This window comes from Streptomyces sp. NPDC058678 (assembly GCF_042714835.1).
GTDB lineage: Bacteria > Actinomycetota > Actinomycetes > Streptomycetales > Streptomycetaceae > Streptomyces.
On the sequence record NZ_JBHXSG010000043.1, the window covers coordinates 20,379 to 33,544 of the forward strand.

14 protein-coding genes and 1 tRNA gene are annotated in these 13,166 nt (G+C 70.7%); 8 read left to right on the plus strand and 7 right to left on the minus strand.

The window, feature by feature from the left end:
* Positions 1-43 precede the first annotated feature (43 nt).
* Together ACFWWR_RS32055 and ACFWWR_RS32060 are read right to left on the minus strand one after the other, a co-directional pair.
* Positions 44-775, minus strand: a complete 732-nt coding sequence (locus ACFWWR_RS32055) for an aspartate/glutamate racemase family protein (RefSeq protein WP_383859195.1) — start codon at positions 773-775, stop codon at positions 44-46.
* The gene (locus ACFWWR_RS32060; RefSeq protein ID WP_383859198.1) at positions 772-1,638 is read right to left on the minus strand and encodes an aspartate/glutamate racemase family protein; all 867 of its coding nucleotides are present in this window, start codon (positions 1,636-1,638) and stop codon (positions 772-774) included. Before ACFWWR_RS32060 ends, ACFWWR_RS32055 begins: the two co-directional genes overlap by 4 nt.
* A 258-nt stretch (positions 1,639-1,896) precedes the next feature.
* On the opposite strand from ACFWWR_RS32060, the gene ACFWWR_RS32065 reads away from it, so the two are divergent.
* Both ACFWWR_RS32065 and ACFWWR_RS32070 read left to right on the plus strand, forming a co-directional pair.
* Positions 1,897-2,862, plus strand: a complete 966-nt coding sequence (locus tag ACFWWR_RS32065; RefSeq protein WP_384306885.1) for a D-2-hydroxyacid dehydrogenase — start codon at positions 1,897-1,899, stop codon at positions 2,860-2,862.
* Positions 2,863-2,883: 21 nt separating this feature from the next.
* Positions 2,884-4,287 carry an amidase gene (locus tag ACFWWR_RS32070; RefSeq protein ID WP_383859204.1) on the plus strand — a complete coding sequence of 468 codons (1,404 nt, stop codon included), beginning with the start codon at positions 2,884-2,886 and terminating at the stop codon, positions 4,285-4,287.
* On the opposite strand, the gene ACFWWR_RS32075 is transcribed toward ACFWWR_RS32070, so the two are convergent.
* Entirely contained in the window at positions 4,268-4,762 is a 495-nt protein-coding gene (locus ACFWWR_RS32075) for a DUF3830 family protein (protein WP_383859206.1), read from the minus strand. The two genes, ACFWWR_RS32070 and ACFWWR_RS32075, sit on opposite strands and share 20 nt — an antisense overlap.
* Before the next feature lie 97 nt (positions 4,763-4,859).
* Here ACFWWR_RS32075 and ehuB point away from each other — a divergent pair, with 97 nt between their 5' ends.
* The 6 genes from ehuB to ACFWWR_RS32105 all read left to right on the plus strand — a co-directional run bounded on the left by ehuB (position 4,860) and on the right by ACFWWR_RS32105 (position 9,062).
* On the plus strand, positions 4,860-5,765 hold the full coding sequence (gene ehuB, locus ACFWWR_RS32080) for an ectoine/hydroxyectoine ABC transporter substrate-binding protein EhuB (RefSeq protein WP_383859209.1): 906 nt from the start codon (positions 4,860-4,862) through the stop codon (positions 5,763-5,765).
* Entirely contained in the window at positions 5,762-6,481 is a 720-nt protein-coding gene (gene ehuC / locus ACFWWR_RS32085; protein ID WP_383859212.1) for an ectoine/hydroxyectoine ABC transporter permease subunit EhuC, read from the plus strand. Before ehuB ends, ehuC begins: the two co-directional genes overlap by 4 nt.
* Positions 6,481-7,131: an ectoine/hydroxyectoine ABC transporter permease subunit EhuD gene (ehuD, locus tag ACFWWR_RS32090; RefSeq protein WP_384306888.1), complete on the plus strand. Its 651-nt coding sequence runs from the start codon at positions 6,481-6,483 to the stop codon at positions 7,129-7,131. Before ehuC ends, ehuD begins: the two co-directional genes overlap by 1 nt.
* 10 nt (positions 7,132-7,141) lie before the next feature.
* The gene (gene ehuA, locus ACFWWR_RS32095; RefSeq protein WP_383859674.1) at positions 7,142-7,918 is read left to right on the plus strand and encodes an ectoine/hydroxyectoine ABC transporter ATP-binding protein EhuA; all 777 of its coding nucleotides are present in this window, start codon (positions 7,142-7,144) and stop codon (positions 7,916-7,918) included.
* Between the two features lie 223 nt (positions 7,919-8,141).
* The gene (locus ACFWWR_RS32100) at positions 8,142-8,900 is read left to right on the plus strand and encodes an IclR family transcriptional regulator (RefSeq protein WP_383859218.1); all 759 of its coding nucleotides are present in this window, start codon (positions 8,142-8,144) and stop codon (positions 8,898-8,900) included.
* Between the two features lie 88 nt (positions 8,901-8,988).
* Positions 8,989-9,062 (plus strand) — tRNA-Lys (locus ACFWWR_RS32105).
* Here ACFWWR_RS32105 and ACFWWR_RS32110 read toward each other — a convergent pair.
* From ACFWWR_RS32110 to ACFWWR_RS32125, 4 genes are all read right to left on the minus strand, one after another.
* Positions 9,028-10,716 carry an AMP-binding protein gene (locus ACFWWR_RS32110; RefSeq protein ID WP_384306891.1) on the minus strand — a complete coding sequence of 563 codons (1,689 nt, stop codon included), beginning with the start codon at positions 10,714-10,716 and terminating at the stop codon, positions 9,028-9,030. The two genes, ACFWWR_RS32105 and ACFWWR_RS32110, sit on opposite strands and share 35 nt — an antisense overlap.
* 60 nt (positions 10,717-10,776) lie before the next feature.
* Positions 10,777-11,217, minus strand: a complete 441-nt coding sequence (locus ACFWWR_RS32115; protein ID WP_383859224.1) for a hypothetical protein — start codon at positions 11,215-11,217, stop codon at positions 10,777-10,779.
* Between the two features lie 117 nt (positions 11,218-11,334).
* Positions 11,335-11,940: a lytic polysaccharide monooxygenase gene (locus ACFWWR_RS32120; protein WP_383859227.1), complete on the minus strand. Its 606-nt coding sequence runs from the start codon at positions 11,938-11,940 to the stop codon at positions 11,335-11,337.
* 101 nt (positions 11,941-12,041) lie between these two features.
* The gene (locus ACFWWR_RS32125; protein ID WP_384306893.1) at positions 12,042-13,151 is read right to left on the minus strand and encodes an SPFH domain-containing protein; all 1,110 of its coding nucleotides are present in this window, start codon (positions 13,149-13,151) and stop codon (positions 12,042-12,044) included.
* Between the last annotated feature and the right edge of the window lie 15 nt (positions 13,152-13,166).

Sequence of the window (13,166 nt, forward strand, 5' to 3'; positions counted from 1 at the left end):
GGGGGTCCAGGGGGCGGAGCCCCCTGGTACCTGGCGGGGACAGTCAGGCCTGGATGATCGGCTCACGCGTGAACAGCGCACCGAGCGCCGGCGCGTTCACTCGCCGGTCCGTCAGCCGCAGCGCCTCCCACACCGTGACCTGGTTGGCGGTCAGCACCGGCTTGCCGAGTTCCTTCTCCAGGGACGGGATGTGGGCAGCCGTGTGCAGTGCCGTGTCGGGGAGCAGTACCGCGTCCGCCGACACGTCGTCCACCGCGCGGGCCAGCGCGAAGACCTCCGCCTCCTCCCACGTCCCGACCTCCGCCGCCGTGATGATCCCGGACCCGCGGACCCCGACCACCTCGATGCCCGCCGCCCGCAGGAACTCCGCGAACAGTCCGGCCACGTCGTCCGGGTAGGTCGCGCCCACCGCGACCCGCTTCGCCCCGATCTCCTTCGCCGCGTGCACGAAGGCGAAGGACGTCGAGGAGGCCGGCATGCCCGCCGTACGGGCAAGGGCGCGGACCTGGTCGTGGGCGCCCTCCCAGCCGTACACGAAGCTGCCGCTGGTGCACGCCCAGACCACCGACTCGGCGCCCGACATGCGCAGTTCCTCGACGCCGGCCGCGAGCCGCCCCGCCGAGCCCATCTCGAGGAGGGCGTCGACCCGGTGGGCGTCCTCGCCTATGTCGGTGTGCACCAGGTCCAGCCGGATGTCGCTCCCGAGCAGTTGCTCGATGCGTGGGTAGTCGTCCTCGGCGGAGTGGCCCGGATAGAGGAACCCCAGTGCTGTCATGTCCACCCTTCCTGCTGCTGTTCTTCGTCCGGCAGTCCCGGTAGGTCCGGCAGTGCCTGCGCTTCCGGCAGTGTCGACACGACTTCCGGCAGTGTCGGCACGTCGGGCAGTACGGGACCGGTCCGTCGCGCCGCCGGATCGATCAGCGCCTGGTACGGCCCCACGGCCCGGGTACCCAGTCGGCGCAGGGCCGCCCACATCGTCACCTGGTTGGCCGAGATCACCGGGATGCGCAGTTCCGCCTCCAGTTGGGGGATCACGTCGTACGTCGGCAGGTTGGTGCAGCTGATGAACAGCGCCTCGGCGCCGCCGTCCACCGCCCGGCGCGCCATCTCGGCCACGTCCCGGTACGGCACCTTCCAGATGTGCCTGGTCAGCCCCATGTACGCGCATCCGGTGACGGCGACGCCCGCCTCCGCCACGTACGCCTCCAGGGCCCGGGTGACGGACACCGTGTAGGGCGTCACCAGCGCCACCCGCCGTACGTCCAGCTCCGCCAGCGCCTCCAGCAGCGCGCCGGACGTGGTCACCGAGGGCAGCGCGCCCGCGTGGGTCATCGCGCCGCACATCGCGCGTTCCCCGGCGATCCCGCCGACGAAGCTGCCGGAGGTGCAGGCGTAGGCGACGACCTCGGGGGCGATGGCGGTGAGGGTGCGTACCGCGTCGTGCAGGGTCTCGTGCTCGCTGACCAGCCGGGCCAGGTCGAGGCTGACCTCGACGGGGACGTAGGGCGTGCGGGTCAGATGGAGGGACACCTCGTCGGGCACCCAGCGCCACAGTTCGCGGTCGAGGGCGAAGTCGAAGGGGGCGACGACACCGACGCCGCGCTGCGGGCGGGGACCACCTAGAAAGGTAACGTCCATGGCAGACACCGGCCTCACTGTGGGAAGCGGGATGGGAACGGACCGTGCACATGCCCGTGTTGACGAAGGTAGGTTCGGGTGCGAGCGTGGTCAATCCGCCCTCGTGACGCCCAGGTCACGCCTTGGTCAACTGCTCGTGTCCGCCCATGTCGGACGGCTGCCGCCCTCCGAGAATCGGCTCAGGAAACCGGTCAGGAAACCGGCTCACGCATCGGCCCCGGAAACGGCTCCTGAAACGGCTCCAGAAATGGCTCCAGAATGACCGCCTCCACGTCCGGTACCCCTCCCACCCTCCTCGTCCTCGACGCCGACCCGCTCCCCCGCCTCGGCAGGCTGACCGGCCGGGCCCGGATCGAGCACGCGGACGCGTCGACGCTGGCCGAACGGCTGCCGTCCGCCGATGTGCTGCTGGTCTGGGACTTCGCCTCGCACGCGGTGCGTTCGGCCTGGCCGGGCGAAGGGCCGCGGCCGCGGTGGGTGCACACGGCGAGCGCGGGCGTGGACCATCTGATGTGTCCCGAACTGGCGACGTCCGACACCGTGGTGACGAACGCCCGGGGCGTCTTCGACCAGCCGATCGCCGAGTACGTCGCCGCGCTGGTCCTGGCGATGGCCAAGGACCTGCCCCGGACCTGGGAGCTGCAGCAGCAGCGGACCTGGCGGCACCGCGAGTCGCAGCGGGTCGCCGGCACGCGCGCGTGTGTCGTCGGGTCGGGGCCCATCGGGCGGGCGATCGTCGCCACCCTCAAGGCGCTCGGTATCACCGCGGCGCTGGTCGGGCGCACTCCGCGTACCGGCATCCACGGCCCCGAGGACCTCGACCGGCTGATGGCCCGCGCCGACTGGGTGATCGCCGCGGCGCCGCTCACGGAGCAGACGTACGGCATGTTCGACGCCCGCCGCTTCGGCGTGATGCAGCCCTCCGCGCGGTTCGTCAACGTCGGGCGGGGACAGTTGGTCGTCGAGGACGCGCTCGCCGAGGCGCTGTCCAAGCGGTGGATCGCGGGCGCGGCCCTGGACGTCTTCGAGCACGAACCCCTCACCCCGGACAGCCCGTTGTGGCAGGTCCCGAATTTGATCGTGTCCCCGCACATGAGCGGCGACACGATCGGCTGGCGGGACGAACTGGGCACGCAGTTCATCGAGTTGTACGAGCGCTGGGAGGCGGGCAGACCACTGACGAACGTGGTCGACAAAAAGCGCGGCTACGTCCCAGGACGCTGAACCCCCACGGCTGGAGAGCGCATGACGGAGCAGGACCTCGACCTCACCGGGCTGAGCGCTGTACAACTCCTCGACGGTTACCGCAAGGGCGAGTTCAGCCCCGTCGAGGTGACCCGCGCGACCCTGGCACGGGCCGAGCGGATCCAGCCGGAGGTGAACGCGTTCGTACGGCTCACCGCGGACGAGGCCCTCGCACAGGCGCGGGCGTCGGCCGACCGTTGGCGGCGCGGCGAGCCGGCCGGTCTGCTGGACGGTGTTCCGGTCACGGTGAAGGACATCCTGCTGCTGCGCGGGGCGCCGACCCTCAAGGGTTCCAGGACCATCTCCGAGCAGGGAAGTTGGGACGAGGACGCACCGTCCGTCGCCCGCCTGCGCGAACACGGCGCGGTCTTCCTCGGCAAGACCACGACCCCGGAGTTCGGCTGGAAGGGCGTGACGGACTCGCCCCTCAACGGTGTGACCCGCAACCCGCACGACCCCACCCGCACCGCGGGCGGCTCAAGCGGCGGCGCGGCGGCGGCCGTGGCACTGGGGGCGGGACCGCTGGCCCTGGGCACGGACGGCGGCGGCAGCGTCCGTATCCCGGCGGCCTTCTGCGGGGTCTTCGCCCTGAAGCCCACCTACGGCCGCGTCCCCCTCTACCCCGCGAGCGCCTTCGGCACCCTCGCCCACGTGGGTCCGATGACCCGCGACGCGGCCGACGCGGCCCTGCTCCTCGACGTCATCGGCACTCCGGACTCCCGTGACTGGTCGGCCCTCTCACCGCCGCCCGCCTCCTTCGCGGCAGGCATGGCTGGCGGGGTACGGGGCCTGCGCGTCGCCTACTCCCCCTCCCTCGGTGGCCAGGTCGCCGTCCAGCCGGCGGTCGCGGCAGCGGTCCGGCGGGCGGTGGAGCGCCTCGCGGAACTGGGCGCGTACGTCACGGAGGCCGACCCCGACTTCACCGACCCGGTGGACGCCTTCCACACCCTGTGGTTCAGCGGCGCGGCGCGCGTCACCCAGCATCTCGGCCCCGAGCAACGGGAGTTGCTCGACCCCGGCCTCCGGGAGATCTGCGCCCAGGGCGCCCGCCTCACCGCCCTCGACTACCTGGCCGCGGTCGACGTCCGCATGGAACTCGGCCGCCGCATGGGCCGCTTCCACGACTCCTACGACCTTCTGGTCACCCCCACCCTGCCGATCACGGCCTTCGAGGCGGGCGCCGAGGTCCCGAAGGGGTCGGGCCACCGCCGCTGGACGGGTTGGACGCCGTTCACGTACCCCTTCAACATGACCCAGCAGCCGGCGGCCTCCGTACCGGTGGGCACGGACGCGGACGGCCTCCCGGTGGGCCTCCAACTGGTGGCGGCCCGGCACCGGGACGACCTGGTCCTGCGGGCGGCCCACTCGCTGTACGAGGCAGGCGTCACGCCCTCCGGAAGCTGAGCGTCTCGCCCGCCGCCCCGGTTCGCCACAGGTCGTTGCAGGCGTCCGCCAGTTCCGGCAGGCCTTCGACGATCTGGCCCCAGACGATGCCCGGCACCCAGCCCACATCACCGTTGAGCAGCAGGTTGTTGCGTTCGTAGAAGAGGGCCAGGTCGACGACCGTCGTGCCCGGGCGCACCTCGCGGTCGTAGCCGTAGGACTTGGTGCCCAGTTCCGCTCCGGCGAAGGAGAAATAGCAGAGATCGCCGGGGATGGGGGTGACTGTCGGGTTTTCCAGGGGTGGCTCGGATGTCGCGAAAGGGGGGAACAGGGCGTAGATCTCGTTGCGTGCGTATTTGGCGTGGTAGACGTCGCCGGCCAGGGGAAGGGCGTCCCAGACGGCCGCGCAGGTGATCGGTGCGCGGTCGTCGAGGAGCTTGGCGGTGCAGGTGATACCCCGCTTGACCAGGGAGACTTCGATGTAGCGATCAGCCATGCGTTCCATGGTCCCTCGTCGGTCAAGAGGGCCTTGTCGAAGATCGGGGCTGAAATCGATCGGCATACCTCGCATGGTCTCGGGTAGCCGCGCCGCCATGGCTCCACCACTGGAACATGGCACACACACGTCCGGGACCACACGCCGGTCGCTGCTCGCGGGGGTAGCGGCGCTCGGCGCACTGGGTGCCGCCGGGTGCTCGCGCGTGGCCACCGCGTCGAGCACGGAGGGCGGTGAACTCCTCGACCGGCTGAAGGCGGCCGGTGTCGTACGGCTGGGAATAGCCGGTGAGATTCCCTTCGGGTACATCGACACGAACGGCGAGATGACCGGCGAGGCACCCGAGCTCGCGAGGGTGATCTTCAAACGGCTCGGGGTCGACAAGGTGCAGCCCGTGCCGACCGAGTTCGGTTCGCTCATTCCGGGGCTGAACTCGCAGCAGTTCGATGTCGTCGCCGCCGGGATGTACGTCAACCCCGAGCGCTGCGAGCAGGTCATCTTCTCCGACCCCGACTACCAGATGCTCGACTCGTTCATCGTGCGGAAGGGCAATCCGAAGGGACTGCACGACTACAAGGACGTCGTCGAGAAGAAGGCCAAGTTCGCCACCGGCACCGGATACGCCGAGATCCAGTACGCCGTCGAGGCGGGGTACAAGGAGAGCGACATCCTGATCGTTCCGGACCAGGTGGCCGGGTTGAACGCCGTGGAGGCGGGGCGGGTCGACGTCTTCGCCGGGACCGCGCTCACCACGCGCGAAGTGGTGAAGAAGTCGAGCAAGGCCGAGGCCACCAAGGCCTTCGCGCCGCTCGTCGAGGGCAAACCGCACGTGGACGGGGGCGCCTTCGCGTTCCGGCCCACCGAGACGAATCTGCGGGACGCCTTCAACGTCGAGTTGCAGAAGCTGAAGAAGAGTGGGGAGTTGTTCCGGATCCTCAAGCCCTTCGGGTTCACCGAGGCCGAGATGACCGACCTCACCGCGAAGGAGTTGTGCGGCGGATGACCTCAGGACTCTGGGAACTCGTACTCAAGGGGATATGGACCACCGTCCAGCTCCTCGTCTTCAGCGCGCTGCTCGGCGCGGCGGTGGCCTTCGCCGCCGGCGTCGCCCGCACCCACCGCCTGTGGATCGTCCGCTTCCTCGCGGGCCTCTACACCGAGGTGTTCCGCGGGACCTCCGCGCTGGTCATGATCTTCTGGGTGTTCTTCGTACTGCCGATCGCCTTCGGCTGGCAGCTGGTCCCGATGTGGGCGGGCACGCTCGCGCTGGGGCTGACCTACGGGGCGTACGGCTCGGAGATCGTGCGCGGCGCGCTGAAGGCCGTCGACCCCGCACAGCAGGAGGGCGGGATCGCCCTCAGCTTCACACCGTGGCAGCGGATGCGGCTGATCATGCTGCCGCAGGCGGTGCCGGAGATGATCCCGCCGTTCTCCAACCTGCTGATCGAGCTGCTCAAGGGCACCGCGCTGGTGTCGGTGATGGGCATGGGCGACCTGGCGTTCAGCGGCAACCTGGTGCGGCTCGCGCTGCAGGAGAGCGCGGAGATCTACTCGTACCTGCTGGTGATCTACTTCGTGATCGCCTTCCTGCTCACCCGCGTGATGCGGGGGCTGGAGAACAAGCTGAAGGCAGGCGTCGGCAAGGTGCCGGAGCGCAAGGTCGTCACGGAGCCCGGGCCCGTCGGTACCGGGGTCGGCGTGGCCGGGGGTGGTTCGTGATGAAGTGGGACTGGGACGCTGTGAGCGGCTTCATGCCGCACTTCTGGGGCGGTCTGCTGGTCACCCTGCAGGCGCTGGTCCTGGGATCGTTGATCTCGTTCGCCCTCGGTCTGGTGTGGGCGCTGCTGATGCGCACGCCGTCGCGCTGGGTGCGCTGGCCGGTGGGCGTGGTCACGGAGTTCGTACGCAACACCCCGCTGCTGGTGCAGCTGTTCTTCCTCTTCTACGTGCTGCCGGAGTGGGGCGTGACCCTGTCGGCGCTGACCACGGGTGTGATCGGCATCGGGCTGCACTACTCGACGTACACGATGCAGGTCTACCGCGCCGGCATCGAGGCCGTGCCGGCCGGCCAGTGGGAAGCCGCGACGGCGCTGAATCTGCCGGTCACCCGGACCTGGCGGGTGGTGATCCTGCCGCAGGCGATCCGCCGGGTCGTGCCGGCGCTCGGCAACTACGTCATCGCGATGCTCAAGGACACGCCGATGCTGATGGTGATCACCGTCCTGGAGATGCTCGGGCAGGCGCGGCTGTACTCCCAGGAGCACTTCCAGTTCACCGAGCCGCTGACCGTGATCGGCGTGGCCTTCATCCTCATTTCCTATCTGGCCTCCCTTCTTCTGCGAGCACTGGAGCGACGTCTTGTCCACTGACGCCCCCCTGATGAAAGAGCCCGACGCCAACGCCAACCGGCCGGTGGACGGCAGTGAACTGATCCGCTTCGAGCAGGTCACCAAGCGCTTCGGGACGAACACCGTCCTCGACCGGCTCGACTTCTCCGTGGACTCCGGCAAGCACGTCACCCTGATCGGGCCCTCCGGCTCCGGCAAGACGACGATCCTGCGGCTGCTGATGACGCTGACCAAGCCCGACGAGGGCACGATCACCGTCGACGGGCAGCGGCTCTTCCCCGCCCCGGAGAAGCAGGTCCGCGAGGTCCGCAAGAACATCGGGATGGTGTTCCAGCAGTTCAACCTGTTCCCGAACATGACGGTCCTCAGGAACATCACCGAGGCCCCCGTCACCGTCCTCGGCATGTCCAGGGACGAGGCGGATGAGCGGGCCCGCGAGCTGCTCGAACTGGTGGGCCTGGCCGACAAGCGGGACTCCCGCCCGACCCAGCTGTCCGGCGGCCAGCAGCAGCGGGTGGCGATCGCCCGGGCCCTGGCGATGCGGCCGCAGGTGCTGCTCCTGGACGAGGTGACCTCGGCGCTGGACCCGGAACTGGTCGCGGGCGTCCTGGACGTGCTGCGGGACATCGCCCGCACCACCGACATCACGATGCTCTGTGTGACCCACGAGATGAACTTCGCCCGGGACATCTCCGACCAGGTCCTGATGTTCGACTCCGGCCGGGTCATCGAGTCGGGACCGCCGGAGAAGATCTTCAGCGAGCCGGAGCAGGACCGGACGCGGGAATTTCTCAGCGCGGTTCTGTGACGACAAGAGGTGAACAGAGCTCAACACCCGAGGTCCACGGGTCGGAGCTTGTCTCTGGCATATGCCAGAGTGCCAGTGCCCCTGCTGAGAGGGCTGCGCCACCGACGCAATCTCGTCAACAACCGCTCACTACAAGCCTCTTGCCCGTTATCGTGGAGGGGATTCGCTGTCCGGATTACGGCCCAGTAGTAAGAGCGACCGAGCGAGCGCAGGGGGAAACACCGTGGCGCTGATGCACGAGCCGACCGCGCCGTACCACTCGGCCCAGGACGCCCTGCGCGTCCTGGAGACCGTGGCGCGACACACCACCGGAGTCACCGACACCCGTCTCGCCCGCCTGACCGGCCTCAACCCTGAGCGACTGACCACGCTCCTGAGGATGCTGCGCCGCGAGGGTTACGTCGAGCAGGTCACCGACGGGGCGTACGTCACCGGCGCCGCCCTCACCCGCCTCGGCTCCGCCGAGGGCCGTGACCAGGCGCTGCGCGAGCGTCTCCAGCGCACCCTGGACCGGCTGCGCGACTCGATCGGCGCCGCCGTCTACATCAGCCGGTACGTGGACGGCGAGGTCACCATCGCCCAGTACGCCGACGGCCCCACCACGCCCTCGGTCAACGAGTGGGTCGACTTCCGCTACTCCGCCCACGCCACCGCGCTGGGCAAGAGCCTGCTCGGCCAGCTCGACCACAACGGCCGCCGGGACCATCTCTCCCGCCACAAGATGGCCCGCCTCACCTCCCGCACCATCACCAGCGACAAGCTGCTGCTCTCCCGTCTGGAGACCCAGCCGCCCACCGTGCCCCACCTCGACCTGCAGGAGTACGCCGTCGGCACGGTCTGCGCGGCCGTCCCGATCACGGCCGGCTCCTCGGTCGGCTGCCTCGCCCTGTCCCTGCCGGTCGAGCACGCCCACCGGCTCCGCCAGGCCGCCGACAAGCTGAACCGGGGGGCGGCTCCGGTGCTGCTGTCCCTGGCGATCTAGGGCCACCGGCAGGTGGTCCGAAGCACCCCCGCGGACCGGGTAGTATTTTCTGTGTCGTCGGCCGCGAAGAGCAGTCGGCGAGAGTCATGCGCCGCTAGCTCAGTTGGTTAGAGCAGCTGACTCTTAATCAGCGGGTCCGGGGTTCGAGTCCCTGGCGGCGCACAGATGAAGGGCCTCTCGTGGAAACGAGGGGCCCTTCGGCGTCTGCCGAGGTCAGCCTCCGGTACGCCTGCTCCCCGGGAGGCCGCCACCACACCGGATCGGCGCAGCGGACCCCTTCCTTCCTGAGCCGCGCCCGGTGGATCTTGTTCGTGGCCGTGACCGGCATCCGCTCCAGCACCCGCACGAACCGGGGCGCCATCTTCGTCCCCAGGTCCGGCTGGGCGAGCAGGAACTCGGCGAAGGCCCGGGGTTCGAAGTCCCCGGCGACCGCCGCCATCACCTGGTCCCCGGTCACCGGGTCCGGCACCGCGTACACCGCGACGGCGACCGCGCCCTCGTACCGGGCGAGGATGTTCTCGATCATCGCGGCGGCCAGGTTCTCGCTGTCGACGCGCAGCCGGTCGTCGGTGCGGCCGGCGAAATAGAGGTAGCCGTCGGTGTCGCGGTAGAAGAGGTCACCGGTCCAGTACCAGCCGTCGTCCCGCAGCCGTGCCGCGTCCGCGTCCGGGTTGCGCCAGTAGCCCTCGAAGGGGCTCGGGCCGCGGTTCACCAGCTCCCCGATGGCCTCGTCGCCGTTCAGCAGCCGCCCGGCCTCGTCGAAGACGGCCGGTGGGCACTCCTCGCGGGTGGCCGGATCGAGCACCGCGAGTCCGGGGGCCGACGGGCCGACCGCGCCGGGCGGGGTGCCGGGCCGCCACTGGATCGCCGCGCCGCCCTCCGAGGAGCCGTATCCCTCCACCAGCCGCACCCCGAACCGCCGCTCGAAGGCCGCCGCGTCCACCGCGCCCGCCTCCGTGCCGAAGCCCAGGCGCAGAGGGTTGTCCCGGTCGTCGGGGCGCGGCTCGGTGGCCAGGAGGTACTGGATCGCGCGGCCCACGTAGGTGAAGTACGTCGCCTGGTACGCCCGTACGTCCGCCAGGAACCGTGACGCCGAGAACCGCCTGCGCAGCGCCACTCCCGCCCCGGCCGCGAGGGCGGGGGCCCAGTCGGCGATCACCGCGTTGCCGTGGAACATCGGCATGCAGACGTAGTGCACGTCGCCCTGGCGGACGGCGAACTGGTCGGCCAGCGAGTGCCCGGCGGCGGCCAGGCGGCCCTGCGAGCACAGCGCGGCCTTCGGGGCGCCGGTCGAGCCGGAGGTGAAGTAGAGGAGGAACCGGTCGGCCGGGGTGGCCCGGGAGGCGTCCGGCCGCGCGTCCGCGTAGGGGGCGAGCAGGTCCTCGTACTCCTGCGCATCGGTCACCAGGAGGCGGACGCCGGGGAGCCGGAGGCCGGCGAGGAGTGGCAGGTGGGTGCGTTCGGTGACCAGGACGCGGCACTCGGTGTGCAGGATGTCTCGTTCGAGTTCGGGGCCGCGGCGGGTGGGGTTGACGCCGGCGACGGCGGCGCGGGCGAGGGCGGCCGCGCTCAGCCACATCGGGTACTCGGGGGTGTTGTCGAGGAGGACCCCGATGTGCGGACGGGGCGGCAGCAGGTCGGCCAGCAGCGCCGCCCTGGCCGCGGCGCCGGCCGCCACCTCGTGGTGGGTGAGCGCCCTCCCCCGCTCTCGGCTTCGCTCGAGCGGGGAGACCCCCATCTCGCACCACAGCCCCGGCCGGTGGTCGCCCCACCGGCCGGCGACGAGTTCGGCCACCGTGCGCGCCTTGGACTCCATGGCCGCGCACGCTAGTTGACGAGCCGTCAGATGTGGAGACCCAGGTCGCCAAGTCGTCCGTCAGACGAACACCACCAGCGCCACGGCCATGAAGCCGAGGCAGAACAGGGCGATCATTCCGAGGAGCGCCAGCAGGCAGCCGGTGCTTGCCGCCAGCCGGCCGCGGGCCGGCGGTTTGGCCGTGGCCCGCTCCGGGCGGTTCGCCGCGTAGTGCACGAGGACGATGTCGCCCGCGACGGTCGTCCTCGGGCCGCCCGCCTCGTCGAACCGGACGACGCGGCCCTCCCACGTGACGAACTCGTAGACGTGGTGCAGCGTCGTGTGCACGGACGAGTTGCCGCCGCCGCTGGTCGTCGTGTACGCCCGCAGACAGCGCGCGTGGGCCGTCAGGCCGCTGTTCCAGGCGCTGCTGACGTCCTGGGCGCGACGGATCACCGCGAACGCGGCGAAGCCCACGATCCCGAGCATGAGCAACGGCATGACGAAGAAGAGCGCTTCCATGGTGTCCCCCGATGTTCCCGCGCCGTCACGTTCGGCGGCGTGTGGGGAACGTACCCGCGGGGAGTGCCGGGCTCTCTCAAGTAAGGCTCAGAGTTCCGGCACCCCCGCGGGCAGCGATCAGAACGTGACGTCCGAGCAGGCGTAGAAGGCGTTGGTGGTGTCCGCGACCGTCCACACCGCGACGATGACGTGACGGCCGCTCAGCCCGGACGGCAGGGTGCCGCTGTGGGAGAGCGTGGACGGGGGTCGCTGGCCGCCGTAGGGGACGGTCAGGAACGGGGTGAGGTTGAGGTCGGAGCGGGCCAGGTTGTGGTTCTGGTTCCAGCCCGCCTTGGTGACGTAGTACTTGAAGTCGCTCGTGGCGTGCATGGCCGTGAACTGCCAGCGGAACGTGTAGCTCTGGCCGCCCGACACCTTGGTGGCGGGCCAGGCGCCGCCCGCCGGGGTCCTCGGGCTGTCGAGCTGGGCGAAGCGCGTGTTCCCGCCGGAACAGATCCGGCCGTCGGCCGGGCCGGAGGCCGGGAAGCCCTTGGGGCCCTCGACGCTCTGCGGCTCCCACTGGATGTCGCCGCAGCTGGTCACGGAGCCGTTCTGGCAGAGCTTCTGACGGCTGACAGGGAGGTCGGTGTAGCCGTGGCCGCTCGCGCCGCCGGACGAGAGCACGAGGGCTCCGGTCGTCGTGAGGCCGAGCGCGGCGGCGTACCACTTGGTCTTTTTGCGCATGCTGCCGCTCCTGGAGAACGTGGGGGAGGTGCAGTGAGCTGTGCAGGTAGGTCTAGACCAAGTCCCAGATTATTGCCGCCTCTTAGGCATGTCCATACCAATCACTGTCCCGACTCTCCGCGCCCCGCGCAGAACGCCACCGTCAAGTCCTTCACCAGCGCCTTGCGTTCGTAGTCGTCCAGTTCCACCAGCCCTCGCATGGTCAGCCGCGTCACCGTGTCCTCCACCGAGTCGACGACGGAGGTGAGCACGCTCGCCCGGTGCTGGGCGTCCAGCGCTGCGATCCGGCGGCGGTGTATCGCGGAAGCGACCTCGGGCGCGTACTCCAGCCGTACCGGCTGCACCGAGAACACCTCGACCCCGACCGGCGCCGCGTCCGCCGCGACCAGCCGGGTCAGCGCGTCCCCCGCCGTGTCCGCGGACCCCCGCCCGGAACCGGGCATCTCCACCGGCACCCGGGCGAGCCCCGCCTCCACGCACTCGCGCAGATACGTCTCGTGGTCCTCGACACCCAGCGTGGCCCGCGCGGTGTCCCGCACCCGCCACACCACCAGCACCACCGCCCGCAGCGCGACCCCGCTCGCGTCGGCCGCCGGCATCGGCTCGCTGCGCCAGTGCCGCAGCCGTACGTCCACCCGGCGGCGCAGCAGCAGCGGGTTGACCCACATCAGGCCGGTGCGCCGGACCGTGCCCCGGTAACGGCCGAACAGTCCGAGCACCCAGGCCCGCCCGGTCCGCCCCCGGGCCAGCCCGCCGAAACCGAACAGGGTGAGGACGCCCGCGCCCGCGTACGCCGCCCACTGCGCGAGGCCGAGGCCCGCCCCGGCGTACGACGGCAGCCCCAGCGCCTCCACCGCGAGCGGCGGCAGCGCGCCCGCCCACCACGACGTGGCCAGACAGCCGGCCGCCCCGCAGGCGCCGGCGAACACGCCCGCCGCACCCGGCAGCACCCGTGCGGGCCGTTCCGTCAGCGCGGGGTCGACCTCCGGCGCGGGCCGCGGCTCCAGGGCCGTCTGACGGCGGAAGCGGGGCTGCTCCCCCGTCCCCTGCCGCCGCCCCACGACCGCCGGCTTCAGCGGCACCGACACCGGGTCGGGTTCGTCGCGGAACAGCAGGTGGACGGGGATCTCGGTGGTCGACTCGTTCTGGATGAGCCGGGCGGGACGGGATGGTCCCTCCGACTCGGGGGTGTGGGAAGTGGTCGTACTCATGCGTGCCTCCAGCCT